At 37.4% G+C, this 26,822-nt stretch carries 28 protein-coding genes and 1 pseudogene; 23 read left to right on the forward strand and 6 right to left on the reverse strand.

Annotation, left to right across the window (positions count from 1 at the left end):
* The 5 genes from OXPF_RS18525 to OXPF_RS18545 form a co-directional block, all read left to right on the forward strand.
* Positions 1-247, forward strand: a 247-nt coding sequence (locus OXPF_RS18525; protein WP_152967809.1) for an integrase core domain-containing protein, incomplete at its 5' end; no start/stop codon positions are given.
* A gap of 147 nt (positions 248-394) precedes the next feature.
* Positions 395-601 (forward strand): hypothetical protein, encoded by a 207-nt coding sequence (locus OXPF_RS18530; protein ID WP_152967810.1) that lies wholly within the window; start codon positions 395-397, stop codon positions 599-601.
* Between the two features lie 37 nt (positions 602-638).
* Positions 639-863 (forward strand): BhlA/UviB family holin-like peptide, encoded by a 225-nt coding sequence (locus OXPF_RS18535; protein ID WP_054876717.1) that lies wholly within the window; start codon positions 639-641, stop codon positions 861-863.
* A 13-nt stretch (positions 864-876) separates the two neighbouring features.
* Positions 877-1,533: an N-acetylmuramoyl-L-alanine amidase family protein gene (locus OXPF_RS18540; protein ID WP_054876718.1), complete on the forward strand. Its 657-nt coding sequence runs from the start codon at positions 877-879 to the stop codon at positions 1,531-1,533.
* Between the two features lie 4 nt (positions 1,534-1,537).
* Positions 1,538-1,855, forward strand: a complete 318-nt coding sequence (locus OXPF_RS18545) for a hypothetical protein (protein WP_054876719.1) — start codon at positions 1,538-1,540, stop codon at positions 1,853-1,855.
* Between the two features lie 165 nt (positions 1,856-2,020).
* Here the strand turns inward: OXPF_RS18545 and OXPF_RS23440 are convergent, their stop codons facing one another.
* Both OXPF_RS23440 and OXPF_RS18550 read right to left on the reverse strand, forming a co-directional pair.
* Positions 2,021-2,143 carry a hypothetical protein gene (locus tag OXPF_RS23440; protein ID WP_278308411.1) on the reverse strand — a complete coding sequence of 41 codons (123 nt, stop codon included), beginning with the start codon at positions 2,141-2,143 and terminating at the stop codon, positions 2,021-2,023.
* 573 nt (positions 2,144-2,716) lie between these two features.
* Positions 2,717-3,454, reverse strand: a complete 738-nt coding sequence (locus OXPF_RS18550) for a MerR family transcriptional regulator (RefSeq protein ID WP_054876720.1) — start codon at positions 3,452-3,454, stop codon at positions 2,717-2,719.
* Positions 3,455-3,728: 274 nt separating this feature from the next.
* On the opposite strand from OXPF_RS18550, the gene OXPF_RS18555 reads away from it, so the two are divergent.
* The 3 genes from OXPF_RS18555 to OXPF_RS18565 are packed head-to-tail and all read left to right on the forward strand — an operon-like array spanning position 3,729 to position 4,893.
* Positions 3,729-4,088 carry a hypothetical protein gene (locus tag OXPF_RS18555; protein WP_054876721.1) on the forward strand — a complete coding sequence of 120 codons (360 nt, stop codon included), beginning with the start codon at positions 3,729-3,731 and terminating at the stop codon, positions 4,086-4,088.
* Between the two features lie 11 nt (positions 4,089-4,099).
* The gene (locus OXPF_RS18560) at positions 4,100-4,684 is read left to right on the forward strand and encodes a TetR/AcrR family transcriptional regulator (protein WP_054876722.1); all 585 of its coding nucleotides are present in this window, start codon (positions 4,100-4,102) and stop codon (positions 4,682-4,684) included.
* A 29-nt stretch (positions 4,685-4,713) separates the two neighbouring features.
* Entirely contained in the window at positions 4,714-4,893 is a 180-nt protein-coding gene (locus tag OXPF_RS18565; protein ID WP_054876723.1) for a hypothetical protein, read from the forward strand.
* 99 nt (positions 4,894-4,992) lie between these two features.
* On the opposite strand, the gene OXPF_RS18570 is transcribed toward OXPF_RS18565, so the two are convergent.
* Positions 4,993-6,417: an FAD-binding oxidoreductase gene (locus OXPF_RS18570; protein WP_083480043.1), complete on the reverse strand. Its 1,425-nt coding sequence runs from the start codon at positions 6,415-6,417 to the stop codon at positions 4,993-4,995.
* Between the two features lie 478 nt (positions 6,418-6,895).
* Between OXPF_RS18570 and OXPF_RS18575 the strand changes: the two genes are divergently transcribed.
* Positions 6,896-7,363 (forward strand): nucleotidyltransferase domain-containing protein, encoded by a 468-nt coding sequence (locus OXPF_RS18575; RefSeq protein ID WP_054876724.1) that lies wholly within the window; start codon positions 6,896-6,898, stop codon positions 7,361-7,363.
* Between the two features lie 83 nt (positions 7,364-7,446).
* Here the strand turns inward: OXPF_RS18575 and OXPF_RS18580 are convergent, their stop codons facing one another.
* Both OXPF_RS18580 and OXPF_RS18585 read right to left on the reverse strand, forming a co-directional pair.
* A complete protein-coding gene (locus OXPF_RS18580) occupies positions 7,447-8,373 on the reverse strand; it encodes an anti-sigma factor family protein (RefSeq protein WP_054876725.1) in 927 nt (308 codons plus the stop codon).
* Positions 8,357-8,899: an RNA polymerase sigma factor gene (locus OXPF_RS18585; RefSeq protein WP_242854454.1), complete on the reverse strand. Its 543-nt coding sequence runs from the start codon at positions 8,897-8,899 to the stop codon at positions 8,357-8,359. The genes OXPF_RS18580 and OXPF_RS18585 overlap by 17 nt, the downstream gene beginning before the upstream one ends.
* A 325-nt stretch (positions 8,900-9,224) precedes the next feature.
* On the opposite strand from OXPF_RS18585, the gene OXPF_RS21965 reads away from it, so the two are divergent.
* From OXPF_RS21965 to OXPF_RS18615, 5 genes are all read left to right on the forward strand, one after another.
* The gene (locus tag OXPF_RS21965) at positions 9,225-10,523 is read left to right on the forward strand and encodes a helix-turn-helix domain-containing protein (protein WP_083480044.1); all 1,299 of its coding nucleotides are present in this window, start codon (positions 9,225-9,227) and stop codon (positions 10,521-10,523) included.
* Positions 10,524-10,686: 163 nt separating this feature from the next.
* Entirely contained in the window at positions 10,687-10,923 is a 237-nt protein-coding gene (locus OXPF_RS18600) for a PF20097 family protein (protein WP_054876727.1), read from the forward strand.
* Positions 10,920-11,132: a hypothetical protein gene (locus tag OXPF_RS18605; RefSeq protein WP_054876728.1), complete on the forward strand. Its 213-nt coding sequence runs from the start codon at positions 10,920-10,922 to the stop codon at positions 11,130-11,132. The genes OXPF_RS18600 and OXPF_RS18605 overlap by 4 nt, the downstream gene beginning before the upstream one ends.
* A gap of 86 nt (positions 11,133-11,218) precedes the next feature.
* On the forward strand, positions 11,219-12,112 hold the full coding sequence (locus tag OXPF_RS18610) for an aminoglycoside phosphotransferase family protein (RefSeq protein ID WP_242854455.1): 894 nt from the start codon (positions 11,219-11,221) through the stop codon (positions 12,110-12,112).
* A complete protein-coding gene (locus tag OXPF_RS18615; RefSeq protein WP_242854456.1) occupies positions 12,069-12,461 on the forward strand; it encodes a DJ-1/PfpI family protein in 393 nt (130 codons plus the stop codon). The genes OXPF_RS18610 and OXPF_RS18615 overlap by 44 nt, the downstream gene beginning before the upstream one ends.
* A gap of 75 nt (positions 12,462-12,536) precedes the next feature.
* On the opposite strand, the pseudogene OXPF_RS18620 reads toward OXPF_RS18615, so the two are convergent.
* Positions 12,537-13,834 (reverse strand): annotated as a pseudogene (locus tag OXPF_RS18620) (ATP-binding protein).
* A gap of 380 nt (positions 13,835-14,214) precedes the next feature.
* Between OXPF_RS18620 and OXPF_RS18625 the strand changes: the two are divergent.
* From OXPF_RS18625 to istA, 9 genes are all read left to right on the forward strand, one after another.
* Complete coding sequence (locus OXPF_RS18625) at positions 14,215-15,051, forward strand: hypothetical protein (protein WP_054876729.1); 837 nt, start codon at positions 14,215-14,217, stop codon at positions 15,049-15,051.
* A gap of 202 nt (positions 15,052-15,253) precedes the next feature.
* Positions 15,254-16,969 carry a type I restriction-modification system subunit M gene (locus OXPF_RS18630; RefSeq protein WP_054876730.1) on the forward strand — a complete coding sequence of 572 codons (1,716 nt, stop codon included), beginning with the start codon at positions 15,254-15,256 and terminating at the stop codon, positions 16,967-16,969.
* Entirely contained in the window at positions 16,962-18,224 is a 1,263-nt protein-coding gene (locus tag OXPF_RS18635; protein WP_083480045.1) for a restriction endonuclease subunit S, read from the forward strand. Before OXPF_RS18630 ends, OXPF_RS18635 begins: the two co-directional genes overlap by 8 nt.
* 2 nt (positions 18,225-18,226) lie before the next feature.
* Complete coding sequence (locus OXPF_RS18640; RefSeq protein WP_054876731.1) at positions 18,227-21,229, forward strand: type I restriction endonuclease subunit R; 3,003 nt, start codon at positions 18,227-18,229, stop codon at positions 21,227-21,229.
* Between the two features lie 66 nt (positions 21,230-21,295).
* The gene (locus OXPF_RS18645) at positions 21,296-22,117 is read left to right on the forward strand and encodes a hypothetical protein (RefSeq protein WP_054876732.1); all 822 of its coding nucleotides are present in this window, start codon (positions 21,296-21,298) and stop codon (positions 22,115-22,117) included.
* A 123-nt stretch (positions 22,118-22,240) separates the two neighbouring features.
* Complete coding sequence (locus OXPF_RS18650; RefSeq protein WP_054876733.1) at positions 22,241-23,380, forward strand: SIR2 family protein; 1,140 nt, start codon at positions 22,241-22,243, stop codon at positions 23,378-23,380.
* A gap of 113 nt (positions 23,381-23,493) precedes the next feature.
* Positions 23,494-24,174 (forward strand): nuclease-related domain-containing protein, encoded by a 681-nt coding sequence (locus OXPF_RS18655; protein WP_054876734.1) that lies wholly within the window; start codon positions 23,494-23,496, stop codon positions 24,172-24,174.
* A gap of 597 nt (positions 24,175-24,771) precedes the next feature.
* Complete coding sequence (locus tag OXPF_RS22665; RefSeq protein WP_160317268.1) at positions 24,772-24,921, forward strand: hypothetical protein; 150 nt, start codon at positions 24,772-24,774, stop codon at positions 24,919-24,921.
* 306 nt (positions 24,922-25,227) lie between these two features.
* Positions 25,228-26,727 (forward strand): IS21 family transposase, encoded by a 1,500-nt coding sequence (gene istA / locus OXPF_RS18660; protein WP_054876735.1) that lies wholly within the window; start codon positions 25,228-25,230, stop codon positions 26,725-26,727.
* Positions 26,728-26,822: the final 95 nt, after the last annotated feature.

The following is a 26,822-nucleotide window of genomic DNA, read 5'->3' on the forward strand; positions in this document are numbered from 1 at the left end:
TTGCAGTTCAATTGATATACAACAAAGTATGAGCAAGGCTGGATGTCCATATGATAATGCACCCATGGAACGATATTTTAATACCTTGAAAAATGAATTAATATATCATCACTATTATCATAATGATAGAGAGCTTAATGAATCTGTAAATTATTTTTCATATGTTTGGTATAACCATGTAAGACCGCATTCATTTAATGAGGGATTGACACCCTTTGAAGCAAGGTATAAAAGTTTTAAATATTAGGTCAAGGTGTTACAAAAAAGCTTGACCACTGCAAAATTGTGTGGCATACACAAGTAGATACATACCAAACAGCGAAGGGAAGTATTTTCTTTTTGACGGTACAAGGTGTGCCGCACCTTTTATTCTGCTATCCTTATTGTTTATAGCATGATAAGGGATGAACTGGGTTTATCAAAACTAACTGGTGAAATTGCTAATAAGTGGATTAGATATGTTGCTAAAGACTTAGGTGAACCAGGGAAAGGCCTTGAAGGTGGATGGGGGCTGATGAGACTTCCGAATATTGATGAAGTAGGCCTTAAAAGCAAATACGAATGGAGCAAATATTTCAATGAAAATTTATGGTTGAGCTAGAAGGCTCTTTTTTTATTACTAAAATGGAGGTGCAAATGTGGAAACAGAAGCATTAAAACTAGCAGCATCCCAGGGGATATGGGCGCTTTTATTTGTAAGTCTGCTGCTGTATGTACTAAAAAAGCAGGAGGCTCGGGATAAAAAGGCATACGAGAGGGAAGCAAACTATCAAATTATAATCACACAGCTCATGGAAAAGTTGAACGTCATTGAAACTGTCGCAGATGATGTGAACGATATTAAAGATGCACTTTTTAAATAGGGGGGTGTTTTAATTGAAAATATGCATCGACCCAGGGCATGGGGGCAAGCAACCGGGAGCCGTAGGTACAAAAGTCGTAGAAAAAGATATTGTGTTAAAAGTAGCATTAGAGGTTGGGGGGCATATCACAAGGCATGGCATAGAAGTAATATATACCAGGACAACGGATATTGATGTAAGCCTGCAAGGGCGCTGCGACATAGCAAATAATGCAAAAGCAGATTACTTTCTTTCTATACATGCTAATAGCTTTACTGGTCCTTCAGCGAATGGCACTGAAACATATTACTATAAAGGCGATGAAAAGGGATTGCTCATGGCTAGGTGTATTCAGGAAAGCTGTGTTGCCGTAACAGGGTTGAGTGATAGGGGATTGAAAACCTCTGATTTACATGTAATCAATGAGACAAAAATGACGGCAGTGTTGCACGAAATAGCTTTTTTAAGTAATCCAAAAGAGCAGGAGCTACTGCTTAATGATTGTTGGCTTTACAAGGTAGCTGAAGCTATAGCTAAAGGGTTTCTTAAGTCAGTTTATATTCCATGGGTGCCGGAAGTCGTTATCCCGGATGAAGAAGTATCATTGAAAGATAAAATTGACACTTTGACAAAAGAAAATGAAGATCTCAGAGAAAAAATAAATAAAATAATTGAAATTATCGAGGAATGAAAAGATGAAAGAATTTTTATGGGAGTTCAGATTTTTTATTGTAATAATATTTGCTTTGAGTTTATATGCGCTGTTTGCCTGGCAGGATTTTAAAACAAAAGCATACGCCCTAATGCTGCAGGCTAAGAGCCTTGCAAAAGATGCTGTGCTTAAATCAGGAGACCAACAGGCTGAATGGGTGGTAAAAAAGGCTTATCAGTTTTTACCTAAGAGCATAACAATATTTTTAAGCGAGGAAACCATGTATAAGATCGTTAAGACTTTATATGATAAAGCTAAAGATTATTTGGACGATGGAAAGCTGAATAGCAGTATAAAGTAGCTGCTTATCCTTGTCTAATGCAACCTGCATATGTTTGTACAGGCTTCATTTGCATGGGCGCAGCAAATGGGTGAAAGCTCATATTCTAGCAGCAGAATGATTAAATCCAGGCGTCGCACATTCGAATTGTGTCAGGCCTATGAATACCCCCTGTAATCACAAAGACTACAGGGGGTATTCTTTTTTTTGTATTTCTTCTAGAATCTCCTTAATGAGTTTATCAATTTCTTCTGCCAATTCCTGACTTATATAATCTTCATTATAACTTAAATATTCTAATGATTCCATTAATGTCACTCCCCGTAAGTTAATACCATTCAACGGAATAAAAATAAAGGCATGCATAATTAGACCTGTATATAAAATGCAATGAAGCCTGCACAAATACATGTAGGCTTCATTGCATTTTATATAACATAATGGAGCCCATTCTTATGTACCATTATGTTATATGGAACAAAAACAGATATCGGGGTAGTTTAAAAAACTTTAATTATTTAACTTAATAATACAGAGGTATTAGCCCTCCTTGTTTATAATATGAATCAAGTACTATTTTTCGTCCATATATCAAAAAACATTACGAAAATAAAAAAATATTACAGTAATTTGGCGAATTCTTTATGAAAATTACGTAAGTCGGGGCAACGGTAGTGTGCGTCTGCAAAGTGTGATCCGCTTGATATTTTCTGTTTGGCAACAAAGTGTCCCGAGGCGTTACAAGGGGGGCGTGCCACCTACAGGCTGTCGAATGCTCTTATTGCCGCAATCTCATTTCCGATAGGCCGCGAAAAAGCGGGGCGTGGTCACAACCACACTCCGCTTTTTCATGATATGCTGGTGATTATTTTTTTGAATGCCTTATTTTGCGGCGTAACTTTCAGCCGCAAAACAAATATAATAGCTCAAACCAGTCTGATGTTTTTCAAGCATTTGACGATGGAACTCATCGGTCATTAAAAATTTAGATTGAGCGGCAAAACCTTGTGCGTCGATGTCCATATCACGCCTCATAAACTGAATATGCTTTTCGATGGCAGAATGAACTTCATCTGCATTGGCACTAATACTGTTTCTAAGTGCATCTGCCATAAAAGCTATAAACCCTGCAGCTTCATTTGCCTTTTCATTCATAACGTCCCCATCAATCGTACTCATATCAATGGAATAGCCATAGTTTTCATGCAAATACTCGTTCTGTGGCTTTAATGCAGCTTCCCATTCTTGCCTGTTTAGGCCTGCAAACATCTTTTCTTTACTCATAGTAGCTCCTTTCTTAACATAGATAATAGTCTCTCCGAGCGTATGCAAAATGCCGCTAATCTTCTGTTGGCGCGCCATCAACAAAGTTTTTTGCTCACATAAGCACCGCAAGCGGGAGGGCTCGTTCTGCATGGCAGCTTTGATTTTTTCCAGTGGGAAATCAAGTTCACGGTAAAATAGGATTTGCTGAAGCCGCTCGAGCTCCTTGTCACCGTAGTATCTATATCCATTTTCTGCAATACTTTCCGGCATAAGCAATCCAATCTTCTGATAATGGTATAAGGTTTTTATTGTTACGCCAGATAGTTTTGCCACCTCGTGCACCGTGTATGACATGCAATTTCACCTCCGAAAACAACTATAAGGTCCGACCTAAGGTTGGAGTCAAGTGCTTTTTTTGGATTATGATATATTATTCTACCATATCGTTTACCTCTATCATGTGAATAAATAACTATATATAGTCATACAGGCCGTCTCTTGGATGTCTATCTCAATATTTTGGTTTTCAAATAAATTTAATTGACAATAGCAAAAAAGAAATTTATACTAAGTTTAGAACATTGTTCTAAACTTAGTATAAATTATCCTTATGAAAGGGGAGCTTCATATGAAAGAAATTGGAATTGCTGTCATTACGATTGTGGTCACTATTGTGATTGTGTTCAATGGCATCAATGGCAATAAAATTTTATTTATTAACGGTCCAAGATCGGCTGTTATCACACTGGGAGCTATCGGAATGCTCTTTTGCACAATAAGTATCGGTAAATTTATAACGGCTGCTCCCGCACATCCGTTGACAATACTGGGGTATCTTGTGGGTACTGTTGCCCTGCTGGTTTTATTAACGCAAATCTTTAAGTGGAATCTGCCTTTCGTACATGAACCGGAAACGGCGCTATACGTCATGGCAGCATGTATTGCAATAAAGACGGTTATTGGACGCTTCAGTCATTTCATAAGGTAGGGGAGGCTGTTATGAAGCAGGATATCAAAAGAAAAATAATAAATGCCACCATCAAGCTGATAGAAGAAAAAGCAAACAAACCTGAGGATGTTACCGTCAGGGATATCTGTAAGGAAGCCGAAGTTGGTCTGAGCCAAATAAACTATCATTTTCAGACCAAGGAGAACCTGATAGCTCAATGCATTCAGGAGATAATCGGCAATGTGATTAGTAATGTCCCAAGAGAGTCACCCTTATTACAAGGGAAAAGTGCCGCAGAAACATTGAAGCTAAGGATGCTTTATACCCTTAATTTTTTATATGCCAATGAAAACATCTCAAGGATATCTATCTTGACAGACCAGCATAATGCCCGCATAGGAGATAATACCAATCAAACTATTAATGGATATTCACCTTTGGTGGAGGCGGTTTGCAGGGAAAGAAATATCACTGCTGACCCTAAAGAGCTGGCCGCGCTGATGGTCTTTTCTTTGCAGGGTATGTTCTTGCGTACAGATGTGGTCAGGGATGTTTTGGGCATTGATTTAAGAAGCGAAGCCGGACGCAAGAAGTTGGCCGACAATTATGTGGAAACTACGTTTCGGGAAGTGTAATGCCGCCATTGCGGCGCAGGAGTAAAATAATGCTGATATATGACGACTATTATGAAATAAGCGATTTAAACACCGGGGAAGATGAGTTGAAAAGATATTGCAGGGACGAGGGCCTTGACTATTTATACACCGTCGCGAGCAGTGAGGAAGAGCCAGAAACTTATTCATTGTTGATTTTCCTTAAAAACTTGCTCAGTTTGCCCCAGTGAAGAAAAAATGAATGTACTATGAATATAAGAAGAACCAAGAAGACTATTCAAATATAAGGGAAGTGGGCACATTTGACCACTTCCTTTTCACTTTAACCCTTAACTTTTATTAGAGGTTTCAATTTCTGTTTTACTCTTAGCATCCTCCAAGACAGGCGGTTGAGGCCGTCGGCCTCCCGAGCTTCTGATACCTTGTGGAAATGTGAAAATGTCAAGCGGGTCGTATTTCTTTTTTACCTTTTTAAGCAAGGCAACATGTGAACCGTAATACTCTTCCAAATAATCGGGCAGTTGGTTATACGGGAAATTGACATAGGAACCCGTAGTTACGGCTGCGAGAGCCGGGAACTGGCGGTTGATCCACCTTCTGTTTTCCTCGGCAAATCTATTTTCCTCCCATGTGGTTTCCATCCAGATGATATAATGGGCATTTCGGTAAAAAAAAGCCGTTTCATCCTGTCCAATATCACGAACTCTGCCTCCTAGCGCATACATGGATAGCCCTGCAAACACAGAGCCATTTGGGCGCTTGCGAATCAGCCCCACAAGGTCTGAAATTTCACGTTTATTAAAAATTTTCATAACAAAACGGCTGGCAGACTGGAATTTTTCAAAGGGAGGATAATTGCTCCCGATGATTGTCACAGCATTAAGGAACGGCATATACTTAAAACTGTAATTAACTCTCGAAAGCTCGAGAAAAGGCTTTAAGAGCTGCTTTGCCTCACCTGGTTTTCCGTAAAAAATGCCCCGTGCAAGTATTGCCAGACCGTCGCTGACAGAGTTGTAAATTCTTGAAATCAGAGTGATTCTGGGATCGGCATCTTCCAGCCATCTTTGCCAGGTTTCAAGGAACTCCTCCTGTTCCTTCGGGGTCACATGGCGGTAATTGATTTCAATCAGAGTCACTTTCTCCACTTTATGCGGAAGCCTGAATTTCATCGACACAATAACGCCGAAATTTCCTCCCCCCGCGCCGCGACAAGCCCAGAAGAGATCAGCATTGCAACGCCGGTTTGCTTTCACAAGACAGCCTTTGTAATTAACAAGCTCAATTTCTTCAAGACTGTCGCATCCGAGCCCCAGATAACGGCAGGACAACCCCCAGCCGCCTCCTGTCACATAGCCGCTTAATCCTACGGTGGGGCAGGTGCCGCCGGGAAACGGGTATCCCTTTGAGGATACAAATTTATACATCTGACCATTGGTCACGCCGCCTTCTGCCGTTAACAGATTCGTACTCGCATCCAGGCTAATCCGGTTCATCTTGCTGATGTCTATGACCAGAGTACCGTTCCCGTTGGAGTATCCTTCATAATTGTGACCGCCGCTGCGGATTCTAAGGGGCACATTGAATTTTCTCGACCAGTTAACTGCATTTGCTACATCCCTTTTGTTGCCGCAATAATTTATAACCAAAGGATACTGTTGAATAGCCCTGTTGTAGTCCTTGCGTCCTTTGTTATAGTCAGGATCCTCCGGTACAACAATATGACCTGTGAGGCCACAAAAACAAATATCCAAATACGGTGGCTCCTTTCTAAAAGTATTTCTGTTTGTCCAAAAGCATAATCTATTCTATTTTTAATTCGACAGCACTGCCCTTCCATCTTGGAGCAGCACTGCCCTATCGCCAAATACAAACTCGCAAAAGGATGGGATTCCAATACAAGATATGCAGAGCGTTTCGCTATGGTTCAGACATACTCAGATATACGAATTCATCCGGGAACATGGCTCATATTCGCTCTGTGCTTACCTAATAGAATGTCAGATCAGAGATGTTAGGAGCAGATTGCATCGATTTTTTTATGCCTTATATAAGAAAATGGACATGAGTTGCACCAGGAGCAAAAGTCTTTTTTTATATAAAAAAGAATGGTATTATTGTGGCATCGGTTATTCTTCTGTGTATGCGGATAAATGGAGTTTTGATGGAAGAATATATAAAACATTCTGTTTTATACAGGCAAACAAACAGAAGTTAGAGGGGGAAATGTGTATGGATACAGAAAAGAAACTAGCAGCATTAGTTAAGATTGCAGAAATTCTAAACCAAAACGGAATTACATGGGCAGTTGGGGCTTCCTCTTTATTGTATATTAAAGGCATTACACATGATTTTCATGATATAGATATTATGATTTCAGAAAATGATGTTGAAAAGGTAAAAGCACTTCTTTCTGATTATGAAACTTTACAACAAAGAATCCCTAATGCACAGTATAAGAGCAAAGCTTTTTTGGAATATATGATTGAGGGTATAGAATTTGATATTATAGCAGGCTTTACTATCGTTGCTGAGGATGTGGAACATTATTTTCCTTTGAAAAAGGAGAATATCAAAGAGATTACTTTTATTGATAACATGCCCATTCCTTTGCAGTCTGTTGAAGAATGGAAAACCTATTATTCTTTAATGGGCAAAATTGAAAAAGCTCAAATGATAGAATTGCACCTGAAAGACTAAATTTCCTCTCTCTATTGCGCGCAAAAAACCCTGAAGTTTTACTGATTTCAGGGTTTTTTGTGTTGGTTTTGTATAGCTCTTCTCTACGGCACTTGGATTATGACCTTTTGAATGGTGATAGTTAAAATGCCGTCTGTTTCAGTGAAGTTCATAGTGAGGGGAAACGGCAAGCCTTCGTTTTGCATAGCCTCATTAACATAACCTAGTAATACAATAGTGCCTTCACGTGCGGTGAAGCGGTATAGGCCGCTATCGGTGTAGAAGTCCACAAAATCCTCATAGTCGGCAACGCTTGTAAGCTCATTTGGGCTGTTGTTGAATTCATCAATCACCGTGTCAGCGGACTGACACAGATAAATAGGAAACTGGTAATAATAGTTGTTGAACTTGTATGACAGACCCTCAAAACACCAGTTATACCATTTTCCGTTGGTTTGGTACATCCGATAACGGGAGTTGCCATAAGAAACAAGCAGAGATGTGTCGTCGATAACTCTGGCTGTACAGTTTTTAAGTCCCCATGAATTAATCCGCTCGGCCAATTCTAAAGCGGTTTCATCAGAAACAAAATAGGTTCCGTCATAGTATTTAACGCCGTCATCCTGGACGGCACCACTATCATAGGAAAAAGGCAGAATAAGTTTCTGCTCAGTAGCACAGTCCATAGCGATAATCTCGTCAATCTGGTGCGGGTGCTGCTTCATCCACAGGCGATGATAGGAATCAACTTGTGCGACCACCGCGGGAATGCACAAGGCGACCAGCAACAAGGCAAACAGCCCGCATAACACTTTCCACGACTGTATCCGCCGCCGGTATTTTCTGAAGGGTGCGATTTCTGTCTGTGCCGGCAGCTCCGTTTGCATATCCTCTTTCATGCTTTGCAGCAGTGCAAGGCACTGCGGGCAATTATCCAAATGCTCCTGTACCAAGCGGTTGCTGTCCTCACTGGTCATGCCCTCAGCGTAGCCGGGCAGTAAATCGCAGATTACATCACAACTCAGTTTCATAACTTTGCCTCCTTTCCATCAATTGCTTTTTTGCCCGAAAAAAGGTTACCCGCGCCCAGGTTTCACTCCGTCCCAATACCATACCGATCTGACGGAAAGTAAGGCCTCCCAGTGCTCGTAGGTATACCACCTCACGGTAAGGCTCATCCAGAGCGTGGATGGCCACATATAAGTCGTGGCAGTTCTCCTGTTCCATTAGCTGTGTTTCCAGCGGGGCAGTCAGCGGCTCGGATATACTGCATAAGGGCAGGGTGCGATTTTTCTCCTTACGCAGGTGCTGATACCATAGGTGCTTGGCGATCTGGCACAGCCAGACCGACACCTTGCAGTTACCGTTATAACGGTTGCTTGACAGAATAGCCCGGTAAAAAGTCTCTTGCGTCAGTTCTTCAGCTATCTGTGCACTGTGACACAGGGAAAGCAGATAACGATATACAGCCTGAGAATACTCCGCATATAATGCTTCCATATTTTCATTGTCCATGCCGTTACCTCCTTTCACCCTATATATCCCAAAATGATTCATTTCGTTACGAGATAAGGAAAACTTTTTAATAATGCGGTGTAAATATTCCAATCCGACCAAACATAATTCAAAAAAAGATACTCACAAACAAGTAAGCTTCACAACAATAGCTCTGTGAGTTGCTGTTATGTACAATTATATTTAGGGGCTTGCAAATAAACAAGGTGGGGGACTTGTTACCAATGTATTATCAGCTTAGTAAAGGGTTGAACCCCATGTTTATATAAGCTCAAGCTTTCGTGTCAATGATTTTGATATAATAGCAATACAGGAAATGTTATAATGAGCTTCTTGCGGTATACTCATTGTACGGAGGTGGAGAGCCATGCAGATACCCGAAATAATCAAAACCAGCCTTGAGTACATCGAGAATAATCTCAAAACCGACATCACTGCCGAGGAGCTGGCGCGAATGGCGAATTATTCCACTTTTCATTATTGCCGCCTGTTTTCATCGGTAATGGATTCATCTGTCTTAGGATATATACTGAAGTGCCGGCTTGACCATGCTCTCAGTGAAATTGCCTATGGGAAAAAGGCCATCGATATTGTATTGGAATACGGCTTTGATAACTATGCGGGATTTTATAAAGCGTTTATAAAAGTGTATGGCTGCTCTCCGAAAAAGTACCTCTCGATTTATCACCATCATAAACCAATTAAACCGGAGGTGGCAAATATGTATACCGAAAGAGAATTAAGAAAAATTCTGGAGAGCTGGGACATTGAGAAAACCTTGCCTATTAGAGGTATGCACATCATGGACGGAGCGAAGATATCAAGTAATACCTGGACTGTCGGCGGCGACTTTATCTTGAAAACCGGCAACCGAGAAAAGCTTATGAAGAATCTAAAGGTTACTAAAGCGCTTTTAAGACAGGACCTTGCTTCTTCGCTGCCTGTATCTACGAAAGCTGGAAGCGAGTATATGGACGGCAAGGAGATTTTTATCCTGACCCATGTATTGAAGGGCAGTCCGCTTCCCAAGTCCGACAGATACGGCGAAAATAGGGCTGATTTCGGTGAAAAATACGGCAGAAGCATCGCCCGTCTTCATAAGGCCCTCAAAGAAGCGCAGAAAGAGGTTTTACCGGACGAAGTCGACCTGTATAAAAGCGTCACAGATTGGGCACTTCCGAATGTACGGCAGCAAAATATCCAATGGGATATTGGGCTTGACGAGAAATTTTTTAAAGATTACGTTGATACCTTTGGAAGGCTATATGCCAAGTTGCCAAAGCAGCTCATTCACCGCGATCCCAACCCGGGCAATATCCTGTTTGATGAGGGTGAGGTAAGCAGATTTATAGACTTTGATTTAAGTGAGATTAACATCCGCCTGTGGGATGCCTGTTACTGTGCGACTGGTATATTAAGCGAGTCCAGTGACGAAATGTATGAAAAATGGCTTGATATCCTCAGCGGCATACTACATGGCTACAACAATGAGTGTAAACTGACACTGGAAGAGAAACAGGCGGTATTTTATGTTATCACCTCGATTCAGATGATTTGCGTCGCTTATTTTGAAGGCCGGGAAGAATACAAGCAGCTGGCAAAAACAAATCGCAAAGTGCTGATGCATATCGTTAATAACAAAGCTCAAATCGATCAAATATTTTGATAAAACAAGGAGCCTAACATTAGATCATGTTAAGAGTATCATAAAGACATAGCTTTCCTTTAAAGGGGAGTTATGCCTTTCTTTATATGAAAAACGTGGTATGATGGTCATAAGGTATATTTTCCTGTATGAATAGACGAGTATCTGAAAGGTGGTGTTTTCAATGAATTGCCCTCTTTGCAACTGCGAAATGGAAGAAGGCGGAATCATAACAAGCGGGGTATCTGCAATGTGGGTTCCCATGGAGCAATTTTCTAAGAAAGGGATACGAAGGCTTATTTATACCAATGGACGGGTAATCGGAAAATCAAATGTTGTTTTTGGACAAACTAAAATATCAAATGCTTTTTTCTGCGAGCATTGTAATAAAATTGTAGGAATTTTCGATGTTAATAAATGAGGACAAAAAGGGATTTGTTGAGCAGCATTGAATTAACTGGCGGTGCAACTTCTGATAATAGGGTGTTTTTTAGATTAGAATCATACGGTGGAGAATTTATCCTTGTAGATTCGTCATCGGGAGATTCGCCGCCAAGTCATTGGAAGCTTAGGGTACAAAATGATGAATGGAAAAACGTACTTGAAGAAATAATAGCGTTATCAAACTGAGATTATTGGACAATCTGTAGGAAAGGAATGCCTCTTTAGTGCAGAAAAAACGTGATAACTCTTTTAAGCAAATGGAGGTAAAAGCTGTGTTTGAAGAAATTCAAAATCATATGAACTGGGCCAGGATGAAGCAAATTCATAAGGGATGGTCCAATGATGTGAAATACTATATTGAAACAGACATCGGTCAAAAGCTGCTGCTGAGGACTTCAAGCATTGAGCATTACCAAGAGAAGAAAAAGGAATTTGATATTATCGGGAAATATTCGGCGTTGGGTTTTGATATGTCAAAACCTGTTGATTTCGGCATATTAAATGAGGGACAAAGTGTTTATATGCTGCTGACATGGGTTGAGGGTCAGGATTTGGAAGGAGTACTGCCCAAGCTTCAAAGAGACGAACAATACCGGCTAGGCAGGGAAGCCGGTGTAATATTAAGTAAAATACACAGCATTCAGATACCGGCTGACGAGCTGCCGACGGAAATCAAAATTAACAAAAAGAAAGCCCAGCTTCAAAAATATATTAACTCAGATGTGAGGATTCAAGGCGATGAAATCGCTATTGAATTTATAATAAATAATATCCATAAAATCTGGTCAAAACCACCGGTCTATCAACACGGAGATTTTCATCCCGGTAATTTAATTTTTACACCTGATAAAAAAATCGGTGTAATAGACTTTAACCGATGGGAAATCGGAGATCCTTATGAAGAATTCTACAAGCTTGAAAGCTTTGGGACAGATGTAAGTATCCCCTATTGTATTGGGCAAATTCATGCATACTTTAATGATGATGTACCGGCGGAGTTTTGGGATATTCTCGCCGTCTATGTAGCTCATGCCGCCTTATACTCGATAAAGTGGGCTGAGCGATTTGGGCAAGCCGACATCGAAAATATGGTGAGGATATGTAAAAAGACTTTTTATCATTATGACAATTTCAGAAAGAGCGTACCTGATTGGTACAGCAAATAATAGACAAGCAATTATACCGTGTGTAATCAGCTCTAGAGTTGTCGCAGGTAAAGGCATACCAATTGCTGCAATATGCGGAGCGACCTTATTTTTATGCCGTCATGGTTTCCTAAACCATGTAAAACACACCGGCGATAGTTTGGAACTCTTTCAGAGTCAGCAAGGTTATACTGGACAAGACCTTTATGTGGCAGCACAAGTAGTGGTGGACAAAGGGTTTATTACAGCCAATGAAACTGCTGCTATAGAATTTGCGTATCATATTTTTAAAACATTGAAGATAGATTCAGATAAAGAAATTGAAAAGTGGTTTGATAATTTTAAAAACGGAGCTGTCCGTACTCTTTAATTTCTAAATAATGATTAAAGAAATTAAAGGCGTCACTTCTCAATTGGAGTAGTACTACCTTTATAAAGATGCATCTTAAATTTTATTAATTCTTTCAATAGCATAAAGAGGTAAATTTATCAGCCAGTCTTCCCTTTTATAATCAGCCATTGAGGTACGAACAGAAATTTTGGGATTAAATTTATCATGGAAGGTTTTCAGGCTTTTGGATTGTAAATTCACTTCTGCCTTTACTTCCAATGGGATTACTTCGGAACCATTATCAACCAGAAAATCAATTTCTGCGCTGTTTCTGTCGTTGGTCCAATAATATGTGTGCATTTCCTTATTGGTTTTTAACTGCTGCAAAACATATTGCTCAGTCAGAGAACCTTTGAACTCCTTAAACAGCTCTTTTCCGTCAATCAATACATTCTGACGAAGCCGTACCATACAAGACAAAAGTCCTACATCCAGCAAAACAACTTAAAAGCTTTCAAATCTTCATAAGCTTTAAGCGGCAGACTTGGTGATGTTACTCGATTAACCATGTGTACAAGACCGCAATCTGTCAGCCATAGCAAAGCCATTTCGTACTCTTTTGCACGTGCTCCTTCTTTGATAAGTCCGTAAATAAATTTTTTGTTTTCTTTTGTAAGCTGGGAGGGAATACTATTCCATAACATTCGGATTCTAGGAACAGCTTCATTGGGTGCATGCTTTGAAAAATCCTGCTCATAAGCAGCCAGGATTCGCTCTTGAATTTCCCTCACTTCATTAAAATCTTTGTTGATGGAAAAATTCAATACAGCTTCCGGCATTCCGCCTACATAATAATACTTTTTTAAAAGGTCTATATATTCCTGTTTGAAGGTTGTGACCATTTCATAATCGCCATTATTCAGCAACTGTACAAACCTTTCTTTTTCTAATGCTATCATGAATTCCTGAAAGGACAAAGGATATAAATCCAAGAAATCCACCTTACCAACTGGAAAAGATGTACCTTTATGAAGAGCAACACCAAGCAAGCTTCCGGCACATACAATATGATATTGCGGGGCATTTTCATTAAAGTACTTTAATGCGGTCAAAGCTTTTGGTACTTCCTGAACCTCATCAAAAATGAGAAGAGCCTCTGACGGGTTTATTTTATGCCCTGCATAGAGCTCCAATCCGATTATAATACGTTCTACATTCAAGTCAATTGAAAACAAGTCCTGCATCTTCTGATTATTGTCAAAATTTATATATACACTGGTTTTATATGCATTAGCGCCGAATTCTTTCATCAGCCAAGTTTTACCTACCTGCCTTGCTCCACGGATAATCAAAGGTTTCCTGTATTTCTTTTCTTTCCATGCATATAATTTCTCAATGGCAGTACGATACATAATACAACACCTCCGGTTCTTGTGCTAAACAATATATCCATAAAACACAAAAAATACAACGACTTTTTGTTGTTAACTATATAATTGTGGATGTAAAAATTGTGATGTATACTGATAAATAAATGCTCCCGTGGGGTTTTATCTTCTCGGGCTTCTCATGCCTTTATCTCTGTCTCTGAGCCGAACCTTTGCCGTGTCAAGGAATTAGACATAACGGATTTCCTTTTTATTTTCACCATTCTATATCTATTAAATCTATGAAAACTTATTGAAATTTTATAAACTGTAAGTGCAGAATAAAATGACATAATATGTTTTAATTGGTATAATTATAAAGATTTAATGCTGATATTATTGAATGATTTAGTGGGGGATATATCATGGATTGGATTGACTATCGAGATAAATTGGGCATTGGATTTTCGGACATAGAAAAATTTCAATATTTAAAGCAGAAAGTTTTTAATATATTAGAGGCGATTGAGGAGAATTCTGAAAGCCTTGAGTATCTTGGGTTTTGCAACATGACAGGTGCTGAAATAAACACGTACTATTTGGATGATTATAGGGAATCAGAAAGGTATGACCATATAATTAGAATCATAAAAAGCCATAGTGATACAATTAAAAAATTTTGTCTCTATTATATAGCATTCGTTAATACCAGAGGTGATAAGGAATATAGAAAGTGGGGCAAAATTGAATTTTACAATTTAATAGTGAAAAGTTTAAAAGAATCCCATATCCAATTTGAAGTGTTACAAGATGGGCAAAGCTACTTTATTTTCCCGAAAGGAGCAGAAGAGCTTGACGATGGACTTGTTTCTGAGCCTTTAATGTGGCTTGCTGAGTATCCAAAAGCACAAAGAACATACATAAATGCTTTAATGCAGTACTCGGATGGAATATACATTCGCGATGTAGCGGATAACTTTCGAAAAGCCCTAGAAGAATTTCTGCAAGAGTTTCTTGAAAACAGTAAAAATCTTGAGAGTAATATTAGTGAAACCGGAAAATATTTAAAAGAACACGGAGCAGAGAAAGAAATTTCAGATGTGCTTGTTAAGCTAATAGACAGCTATAAAAAACTTAACGATAAAATTGCAAAACACAATGATAAAGTAGATAAAAAATTTCTTGAGTTTCTTATGTATCAAACGGGTGTATTTATAAGGATGCTTATAGTAGTAAAAAATTCTGATTCTGATGATTTGTAAAAATAAAAAAATGATTTAAAGGTATTTGTAGCATTCGAATCGTGTCGATTATATCATCATGAACCTCTATAACCACAACGGTATCAGGGGTTTGTTTATACATCGTTTATTAGTAGTTTATAACTCAAACATGCTGAATAAGGAAATTTTATGATATAATTGAAGCAAAAAGAACACAAAAGCTTAGGAGAGATAAGGCAAAATGAGTGTAAGTTTTAATATAAATGAAAAAGCAAATTTAATATGGGCTATAGCTGATAAATTAACCGGTGTATACAAACCTCATGAATATGGCGAGGTTATACTTCCCCTAACTGTTATCAGACGTTTTGACTGTGTACTGGCAGATACTAAGGAAGCAGTTCTTAAAAAGAATGAGACTGTAGGCAATCTTCCGATGAAGGACGTTTTCCTTTGCCGAGAATCCGGATATTCATTCTATAATACCAGTAAGTATGATTTTGAAAAGCTGCTTGGTGACCCTGATGGTATTGGAGCAAATTTTAAGGACTATTTGAACGGGTTTTCCGCAAATGTTCGTGATATCATTGAAAAGTTTAATTTTGATACTCAGATTACAAGGCTGGCAGAGAAAAATCTCTTATATATAGTTATTCAGGAATTTACAACATCAAAAGCTGATTTTCATCCGGATAAAATATCCAACCTTGAAATGGGATATGTTTTTGAAGAAATCATCCGCAGATTTTCTGAAGCTCATAATGAGGATGCAGGTCAGCACTATACGCCAAGAGAAGTAATAGAGCTTATGGTTAATATCCTTTTTTATAATGACAGTAAACTTTTAACGGGGGATATCGCCAAAACCATTTATGACCCTGCATGCGGTACAGGCGGAATGCTTTCTGTTGCAGAGGATTACTTGAATAAGTTAAATAGTAAGGCAGAGTTTATATGTTTTGGTCAGGAAATTAATGACCAGACTTATGCAATTTGCAAAGCAGACATGCTTATTAAAGGCGGAAATGCAGATAATATAAAAAACGGAAATACTTTATCAAAAGACGAATTTAGAGAAGACAGATTTGACTATATTCTAAGCAATCCGCCATTTGGGCGTGAGTGGAAGAATGAAAAAAGCGCTATTGAAAAAGAAGCAAAAATGGGTTTTGCAGGCCGATTTGGAGCGGGGCTTCCGGCTATAGGTGACGGACAAATGTTGTTTTTGCAAACTGCCATTGCTAAAATGAAGCCACAAGGTTCGAGAGTTGCCATTATTCATAATGGTTCACCCTTGTTTACGGGAGATGCCGGAAGCGGGCCATCAGAAATAAGAAGATATATAATAGAAAATGATTTATTAGAGGCTATTATAGCGTTACCAAATGATATTTTTTACAATACCGGTATCGCTACTTATATATGGGTTTTGAGTAATAAGAAGCCGTCATATCGTAAAGGAAAATTGCAGCTTATCAATGCCAATAATCTTTATGAAAAGAGAAGAAAGTCATTAGGAAATAAAAGAAATGATATTCCCGAAAAATATATAGATGAAATAACAAAGGTTTATGGAGAATGTAGAGAAACAGAAATTAGTAAAATATTTGACAACGAAGAGTTTGGCTATGCAAAGATTGTGGTAGAAAGGCCTTTGCTTGATGAAAATGGAAACACAGTGTTCAAAAATAAAAAGCCGGTAGCTGACCCGGCTCTTCGTGATACGGAAAATGTACCTTTAAAAGAAAATATCGATGAATACTTCAAAAGAGAAGTGCTCTCCTTTGCACCGGATGCCTGGATAGATAAGAGCAAAACAAAGATAGGCTATGAAATACCCTTCACCCGTTATTTTTATAAATATACTCCGCCAAGGCCTTCTGAAGAGATAAAAGTAGAAATAATGGAGCTTGAGCTGGAATTGGAAGGTGCACTGGAGGATATATTCAATGATTAGGAAGATGAAGGATAGCGGCATTGAATGGATTGGGGAGATACCCGAGGAGTGGAAAACTCTTAAAATTAAAAATATCATAAAAATTAAAGGAATTAAGGATCATCCAGATGAGCAGGTACTTTCTTTGTATAGAGATTTGGGGATTGTAATAAAGAATAGTAGAGATGATAACTATAATAGGACATCTGAAAATACAAATAACTATAAATATGTAGCCCAAAATGATTTAGTTGTTAATAAAATGAAAGCCTGGCAAGGTTCTATTGCAGTATCAAAATATAAAGGTATAGTAAGTCCGGCATATTATGTTTGCACTTTCACAAGAAATGAAATAGTGCCATTTTACATACATTATTTATTACGTAGTTCTGTATATTTTCCCGAATATCGGAGGTTATCGGAAGGAATTAGACCAGGTCAATGGGATTTAAGTTTTGAAAATTTTAGAAACATAGCTGTCATTGTGCCTATTTGGGAAGAACAAAACCGAATGGTAAAATATCTTGATCAAAAATGCACTAAAATAGATAAAACCATAGAAAAACAAAAGCAAGTTATTGAAAAACTGAAAGCATATAAGCAGTCAGTCATCACAGAGGCTGTAACAAAAGGCCTAAATTCTGATATCCCAATGAAAGACAGTGGTATTGAGTGGATTGGGGAAATTCCAGAGCATTGGAAGGTTGTACAATTATCAAGATTGTTTAAAGAAAGAAAGTTTAAAAATCAGAATAATATTGAAAATAATGTGCTTTCATTAAGTTATGGGAATATCAAAAGACGTGATATTGACACTAACATGGGATTATTGCCGGAAAGTTTTGAAACCTATAATATTGTTGAAGCGGGAAACATAGTATTACGCTTAACTGATTTGCAAAATGATCACAAGAGTTTACGATGCGGATTGGTAAAAGAGAGAGGAATTATCACATCGGCATATGTGACGTTAGGAAAAATAATGGATATCAATACAAATTACTATTACCGTTTATTGCATACATTTGATATTATGAAAGGTTTTTATGGAATGGGTGATGGTGTACGCCAAAGCTTAAAATACAGTGGAGAATTGAATAAGTTGTTGCTTATTCTGCCGCCAACGCAAGAACAAGATAATATTGCAAGCTATTTAGATTGTAAATGTTCAAAAATTGATGCTACCATAGCCCAAAAAGAAACCTTAATCCAAAAACTTATTGAATACAAAAAAAGCCTAATATATGAATGTATAACGGGTAAAAGAGAGGTGTAACAATGCCTAATGAAGAGCTATTAAAAGAAAAAGCCTTTGAAGATGCAATAGAAGAGTATCTCATAACAAAAGGCGGGTATGAGAAAGGCAATCCCCAAAACTTTAACAGGGAAGTAGCCTTGGATAAAGAAACCCTTATTAATTTCATTAAATTGACTCAGCAGAAAAAGTGGGAAAGATATTGTGATATTTACGGTTCTTCTGCGGAGGATAGTTTCATTAAACGCTTTTGTAAAGAAACTGCTGCAAATGGTTTGTTAGCAGTTCTTAGGCATGGTTTTAAGGATAGGGGTATTAAGTTTCGTGTTTGCCAGTTTAAACCGGAAACTTCTATAAATCAGGATACTATAAAATTATATAGCCAAAATACACTTCATTGCACCAGGCAATTGCACTACTCTTTATTAAATGAAAACAGTATTGATATCGTTTTATTTTTAAATGGTATTCCGGTTGTATCCATGGAACTTAAGTGCCAATTTACAGGACAAACTGCTTCAAATGCCATTAATCAATATAAATTTGACAGGTCAAATAAAGATGCCATCTTTGAATTTAAAAACGGAGTATTGGTTCATTTTGCAGTTGATTTATACGAAGTATATATGACCACAAAATTAAATGGCCCAAATACTTACTTCTTGCCGTTTAATCAAGGGTCCAACGGTTCGGGCAATGTCGGGGGCAAGGGTAATCCTCTTAATCCTGATGGGCATCAGACTGCGTATCTTTGGGAAAAGGTACTGTATAAAGACAGGTTGATGGAAATTTTACATAAATATATACATCTTAATAAAGAAGAGAAGGAAGATAAGGAAGGAAATAAGTATGCTGAAGAAACGCTCATTTTTCCTCGTTATCATCAGCTGGATGTTGTAACCAAGCTTCTTGAAGATGTTAAAAAGAATGGTGCCGGAAAGAATTATTTGGTTCAGCACAGCGCAGGAAGCGGCAAGTCCAATTCCATTGCATGGCTTTCTCATAGGCTTGCAGGTCTTCATAATGAAAATGATGAAAAAATTTTTCAATCCATAATTGTAGTTACAGATAGAAAAGTTTTGGATAGTCAGCTTCAGGATACAATTTACCAGTTTGATCATGTTCTTGGCGTTGTTGAGTGCATAGATGAAAAAAAGCATGCAGTTGATTTGAGGGATGCAATAAATGCAGGCAAAAGGATTATCATAACTACGCTTCAAAAGTTTCCTGTAATATATAATGAAGTACAAACAAAGGGCAATAACTTTGCTATTATTGTGGATGAAGCCCATTCAAGCCAGACAGGAGAAGCTGCTAAAAAATTAAAGAAGGCTTTGGCTAATGATGAAGAAGCATTGGAAGAATACAGAAAGATGGAAAGCGAAGCGGAAGAAAATACTCCTGATTTTGAGGATGAATTGGTAAAAGAACTTGCAGCACACGGCACACATAGCAATCTATCATTTTTTGCTTTTACTGCTACGCCTAAAGAAAAGACGCTGCAGATGTTTGGAGAAAAACAAGATGATGGAACATTTAAAGCCTTTCACATATATTCCATGAGGCAGGCAATTGAAGAAAACTTTATTTTGGATGTGTTAACGAATTATACAACTTACCAGATGTATTATAAGATTGTAAAGAAAATAACGGATGACCCGAGTGTTGATACCGGTAAAGCCACTAAGGAAATTGCAAAATATGAATCATTGCATCCGCATAATTTAGCTCAGAAGACTGCAATTATGGTAGAGCATTTAAGGAGCATTACCAAGAACAAGATAGGCGGAGCCGCAAAGGCAATGATTGTAACGTCTTCCCGTCTTCATGCAGTTCGTTATCTTTTTGAATTCAGAAGATATATAAAAGCGCAGGGATATAATGATTTGGATGTTTTGGTTGCTTTTTCTGGCACAGTACCTGATAATGGTGAAGATTATACGGAAGAAAACTTAAACAAAGATAAAAAGGGAAATACCATCAAGGAAAGCCAGCTAAAAAAACAATTTCACTCAGATGATTTTAATATATTAATTGTAGCCGAAAAGTATCAAACCGGGTTTGACGAGCCATTGTTGCATACTATGTTTGTGGATAAGAAATTATCGGGTTTGAAAGCTGTGCAGACGCTGTCCAGGCTTAACAGGACAATGAAAGGAAAAGATGATACATTTGTTCTGGATTTTGTAAATTCTGCAGAGGATATATTAACGTCCTTTCAGCCATATTATGAAGCTGCAATATTAGAGAAGGAAACAGACCCTAATGTTATCTACGACTTAAAAAATTCATTGGATGCATATCAAATATACCAACCTTTAGAAATAGAAAAATTTGCAGAAACATATTATTCCCAAGATAACAAAAACGTTCAGGCAATTCTTACCGGATGCATTAAACCGGCATTAGAGCGTTTCGGATTTTTAGAAAATCAGGCTAAAGAAGATTTTAAAACATATCTTTCAAGATTTATTCGCATTTATTCTTTTATCACGCAAATATGCCGTATGTTTGACAAGGATATGCAGAAATTCTATGTATATGCAAAGTTTTTGGTAAAATGCTTGCCAAAAGATAACGGTCAAAAAGTGGATATATCGGATAAAATCATTCTTGAATATTATAAGCTTTCTAAAATGTTCGAAGGAAGTATTATCTTGGAAAGCTCTAATGAATATATACCTAATATAAAAGGTAATGTAGGAGGAAGAGAAAAGAAGAAAGATCCACTATCAGTAATTATTGAAAAGATGAATGAACGTTTTGGGACTGAATTTACCGAGCAGGATAAGGTACTTGAACAAATGAAAGCAGATTTCGCTCAGGATGACAAGATAGTGAATGCTGCAAAGGCCAATGATAAGTCATTGTTTAAATACCTATACGAGCAGAGATTTAAAGAGGTCGCCGTTAATCGTTATGAGAAGAATGACAGCTTCTTTATGAGCTTGTTCAGCGACGAAGCCAAAATGAAATTTATAATGGATATGATGTCAGAGGTTGTTTTTAATGAGCTAAGGGCATAGGCACACTCATATTACAGACTTTATAATCAAATCTATTATTATAGGTATTTAACAGGGGGTTATTTCATGCCGAATATGTTTTTGAATTTATTTATTGAAACAGGTGTTTATTCTAACAAAACAAGTAAAGTGCTTATAAATAATTATCAATATAGTTGTATGGATTTAACTGACAGGGGAATTGAGAATCTATATTATAAAATATTAATGGCTAAAGGAGATTGGATAAGTCTTCTTTATAATAATTTCAATAATAATTTCCATGTTGATATAAGTTTAATATTCCATACAGAGTTTCAATTTAATGAGAATGATGAAATTATTAATAATGTAAAAAAAATTTGTGATGATTTCGTAAAAGATAGTAAAGTAGGTGGAGTAAACAATCACTATGATAATCACATTAATCTGGAGGAACTGGCTTCTGATAAATGCTGTGTATTGAGTTTATTTGAGGGTGGTGGTGGCGTTATTAATTTTGATTTAGTAAAACAAACCCTTGATGAAAATAAACTTGATTATAGTGTGATAACCCAAAAAATTACCAGATTTGATGGTGGGGCAAGCGGCGGAAGTGAAGAGTTTATTGCCTTTTTATCTTCAACTATTGTTTCCGGTGTAACTTGGGATATCATTAAAATGGCAATAGCAAGTAAATTAGGTATTGATATTGATAGAATTATTATAGATATTTTAGATGCAGCTAAATTCAAGTTATTACGCTTAGAAATTGCTGATAAAATAAGAGAAAAATCTAAAGATTTATACTTAAAGAAATTTGAGGATTTATCCTCAAAATTAAGATTTATATTCGGCTGCAAAAATACAGAAATTGAGGTCATCTGTGATAAGGAATATAAAATTAAAAGTTTAAATGTAAAGAAATGATATTGTTTGTTGTTAGGACTTGGATGATGATAGTCAGATATGTTCATACTGATTTTTAATTATTGTTTGACATATCGTAATTTTTAAAAACATGTAAGTTGATATTTAAATGGAGGTATATATATGAATAATCGGCCGTTATTTCTATTTGGGAATGGACTCTCAATGGCAGTGTCTAGCGATTTTTCATTAAAAAATATAACTACTAAATTTATTGAAGAGCTAGAAGGAGATGAAAAAGAGTTTTTATTAGTTATATGCGGTGGTTCGGATAATATTTCTTTTGATGATTTCGAAAAAAATTTTACTGCGATTGAGGCTGCTTATTCTAGCCTTAAAAGATACAGAGGGTTTATAGAATCTGAAGTTGGACAGAAAATGCTTATGAAATTCAATTTAAGTAATCCAAATTTAGATGCCCATGAAATAATTATTGAATCAATATATCGAAAATACATAGCACGGATATTGGAATTAGTACATGGAAATGTTAGGTTGAAAAAAATAGAAGAAAGATTGAATGAATTTACACAATTCTTTATTAGTTGTTTAAACGAATGTCAAAAAGGATATGTTTTCACCTTAAATTATGATTTGCTAGCAGAAACGATTTTGTTAGAGTGGTTAGGAACAAAATGTTTCACTGATTTTTGTTTTCCTGCTGGTACTTCAAAAAAGGATTCACTTTCTAGGTATTACTTTAATCCAGCAAGAAATGAAGATTATTATGATGAAGACCAGCGAAGGATAGAATTACATCATTTGCATGGCTCTTTATCTTTATTTTATGATATCGATAAAAATAGAGCATTTAAATATAAAAGTGAGGATATTGGTATTGAAGAAATCTATAAGCAGATTTACAATGAAAACCTACCTCTAGTACCTGCAATAATCACAGGTGGAGGAAAATCTGAAAAAATAGTGGAATATCCCTTTGATTTTTATTATAGAGCATTAAAAGACCTTTGTGATTTTGGACAACCATCCAAACTGTTTATTGTTGGATATAGTTTTAGAGATGAACATATAAATGATTTGATTATAAGGTGGGCAAAAAATGTTGAAGATTATTCTGACGGTTTGTTAATTATTGATTTTAAGACTAAGAAATCAGATAAAGAAGAGTTTAAAAAATTTGTTAGAAAAGCATTAAAAAAGAAGTCAGCAATTCCTGATGAATGTTTTGAATTTGGAGGTGCTAATTCCATACGTGATGTACCAGGCACAAAACCAAGGGAAAAGAACAGCAAAACTATATAATATGATAATAGTTATATAATATCAGGCATTAGATTTGGAAGTCTTTTATAAGATCTATTATATCAACAAAAAGTCTATGCCATAATAATTGAATAGCCATGGAGAGTGTCGATATGATTTTAATACTATTACCAATAATTGTTGCAATAATATATTTTTATTTTGATAAAAAGAAATATGATAAGAGTGAATATAAGGAAGCATCCGGTATTACATATTTTAAAGCAATGACTGACGATGGATATCGTGGAGAAAATCTCACATATGTGACGTTACAGGGTATACAAGGTTATCACAAAACACTTGTTAATGCATATATACCCAAAGAAAAAGGTGGGACAACTGAACTTGATATAGTGTTCATACATCAAACAGGTATATATGTTCTGGAATCGAAGAACTATAGCGGTTGGATATTCGGAAATGAGAAAAATAAATATTGGGCTCAAACATTTAAAACTGGCAGGAAAGAGCGTTTCGCTAATCCAATATGGCAAAACAATTTACATATAAATTCGCTGTCAAAATTACTAAATATAGATAAAGAGTATATGAGATCAATAATAGTTTTTAGCCAGAGATGCACTCTTAAGTCAATAGAGATAAATTCCAGTGCTATTAAAGTTATCAATAGAAATAATCTGATACGGGTAATTAATGAATATGTATGCACATCTAATGCAGTATTTACTAAGCGCGATATAGATGATTTTTATAATATCATAAATAAATTTACTCATGCATCAGCAAAATTAAAGAAAGAGCATATTAAAGCAATAGGCTATAATAAATAGCAATATGGTCACTGATACAAACGAAGCCGCCATTGCCTTTATCCTTGAATTTGAGGCGCCGGAGAGTGTGGAAACGCTGCTCCGCTGCGTATTAGAAGCGTATACATAATAGTCGATTTCGATAAACTACGGACTGATTTTTGCCTTCCTGCCAATACGACCATACGCAAGGCGATATTAGTATATCAGGGTAGTCAAGCGATCAGAGATTTCAATGAGGCATACATAAGACGACTTATGGAAGCGTTGAGTGTTGACTTGTTTGTGCTGGACAAGAACGGCGAAAAAATTATAAAAGCACATTATTTTGAAAAGTTGGAGGGATAGGAATGGTGATTATTACGAATGTAACGGCGAAGAAACGTCGCTTGTGAGCATTGGAACGGAGCCAGAGCCGCAAGCCCGACGGGCGGAGAAGTAAAGTATAAAGTCAAGATAACTGACGACAATACTGAAATCTATGCTGACAAAAATTCAGTAAAAGGAGTAAGTCCGTCCGAGCGGTGATACAGGCTGCTCCAAATAGTTTAAATGGAGAAGCTTAAAATAGCGAAGTAAAGGAGATAAGTAAACACACAACTAACAAAGGTTTTATTTATGAACACAGGCCAACAATTTTCCCTTTACGGATTTGGAGAAAATGAGCACACGGCAGTTAAGAAAGCAGCAGCCAGAGTAAGAAGTAAAGACACTACGTATGATTCCGTTTACATTACTTTATCAGGAGTATACGGCAGAATATCGTAGCTGAACTGCCATAGAGGATATGAAATAAATCTCAACACTAATATAGAAATATCCCTGCAACCATAAGTTACAGGGGATATTTAGCTATATATGCTCTGTTTTTTGTATCTCTTCCAGTATCTCCTTAATGAGTTTATTAATTTCTTCTGCGAGTGAGTACACCGTTTGAATAGTGCATACTTTTTGCTCCTTCAGAGCATCCATTTCCGCAAAAACAGAGCAGGTAATTCCGTACACCAGTGCAGTCCTCTATAATTAGTCCATGCACATATAAATGTGTAAATACTGTTATGGAGGTCGGTAATTATGGTGAATTATCGAGAAATCATCAGACTGAAAAGTCTAAACCACAGTAACGTCAGTGTTGCTCGCAGCTGTGGCAGTTCCAGAAATACTGTTGCAGAAGTATGGCAATTGGCACAGGACAAACATATTATATGGCCTATTCCGGATGCCCTTACCAATAAGGATATCGAACAACTTTTTTATCCTGGGCGTAGTATAAATAAAAGCAGGAAACTTCCTGATTTCGAGTACATCTACAACGAGTTGGCAAAACCAGGCGTCACCTTATCGCTTCTCTGGGCGGAATACTGTGAACAGTGCACTCAGGAACATACAATTCCGTATCAGCATACCCAGTTCAATGAAAAATATCATGCCTATGCTGCCTCTAAGAAGGCTACCCTGCGTATCAAACGAAAACCGGGTGAACTCATGGAAGTTGACTGGGCTGGTGACACTCTTACTGTCTTTGACCAAGCTTCCGGCGAGCCAATCAAGGCATATGTGTTTGTGGCATGCCTACCGTGCAGTTTGTACAGCTATGCAGAGGCGTTTCCAGATATGAAATCCAACCACTGGATTGAAGCACATGTACATGCCTATTGCTTCTTTGAAGGTGTTACACGGATTCTTGTACCAGACAATTTAAAGACCGGAGTAATCAAGAATACCCGTATAGAGCTGGTCTTGAACCGCTCATATCATGAAATGGCAGAGTATTATCAAACTGCCATCATTCCTGCACGTCCGGTTACTCCCAAGGATAAACCAAATGCGGAAGGCACAGTAGGTGTCATTGAGACCTGGATTGTTGCAGCACTCAGGAATCGCAAGTTCTTTTCCTTTGAGGAACTGAACAGGGCAATCTGTGAGAAACTACAGGAATTCAACGAGAAACCCTTTCAGAAAAAGAAAGGAAGCAGGCTCACTGCATTTGAGGAAGAAGAGAAGTCTTTCCTCATGCCATTACCTGCTTTTTCGTATGAAACGGCGATCTGGTCAAAAGCCACCATACAACCCGATTATCTCATAACTGTCGGAGATTGCAAGTATTCTGTGCCATATGAATTTATTGGTAAAGAAGTTGAGCTTCGCACGACTCAAAAAAGTATTGAAGTATTCTTTCATAACAACCGCATTGCATCACATGTGCGCCGGGCTTATTCGCCAGATCCAGTTTATGTTCCGGAACATATGCCTGAAAATCACAGAAAATATCTGGCTTACAATACCGATTCTTTTCTGGAATGGGGCGGAAACGTTGGCAGTTTTACGCTTCTGGTAATGAAGAACTTTTTATATATGCATAAAGTGGAACAGCAGGGTTACAAATCCTGCGCATCACTCATGAAACTTGCTGACCGTTATTCTATGGAGCGCCTGGAGAAAGCCTGTGAAAGGGCTCTTAGCTACACTCCAAGTCCAAGTTTGAAAAATATATCAACCATCTTAAAAAATGGTCAGGACAAAGTGGCGGCTGGAACACTTTCTGAATATTCCAGAGCAAGTTACACTATCTGACCGGTGTAAGGAAACCGCAGTTCCGTCATAATGGAAACCATGATTCCGCTACTGGAAACCGTGCGGTATTTAACTTTATAATGTATAAATGCACC

Origin of the sequence: Oxobacter pfennigii (assembly GCF_001317355.1) — a bacterium.
GTDB lineage: Bacteria > Bacillota > Clostridia > Clostridiales > Oxobacteraceae > Oxobacter > Oxobacter pfennigii.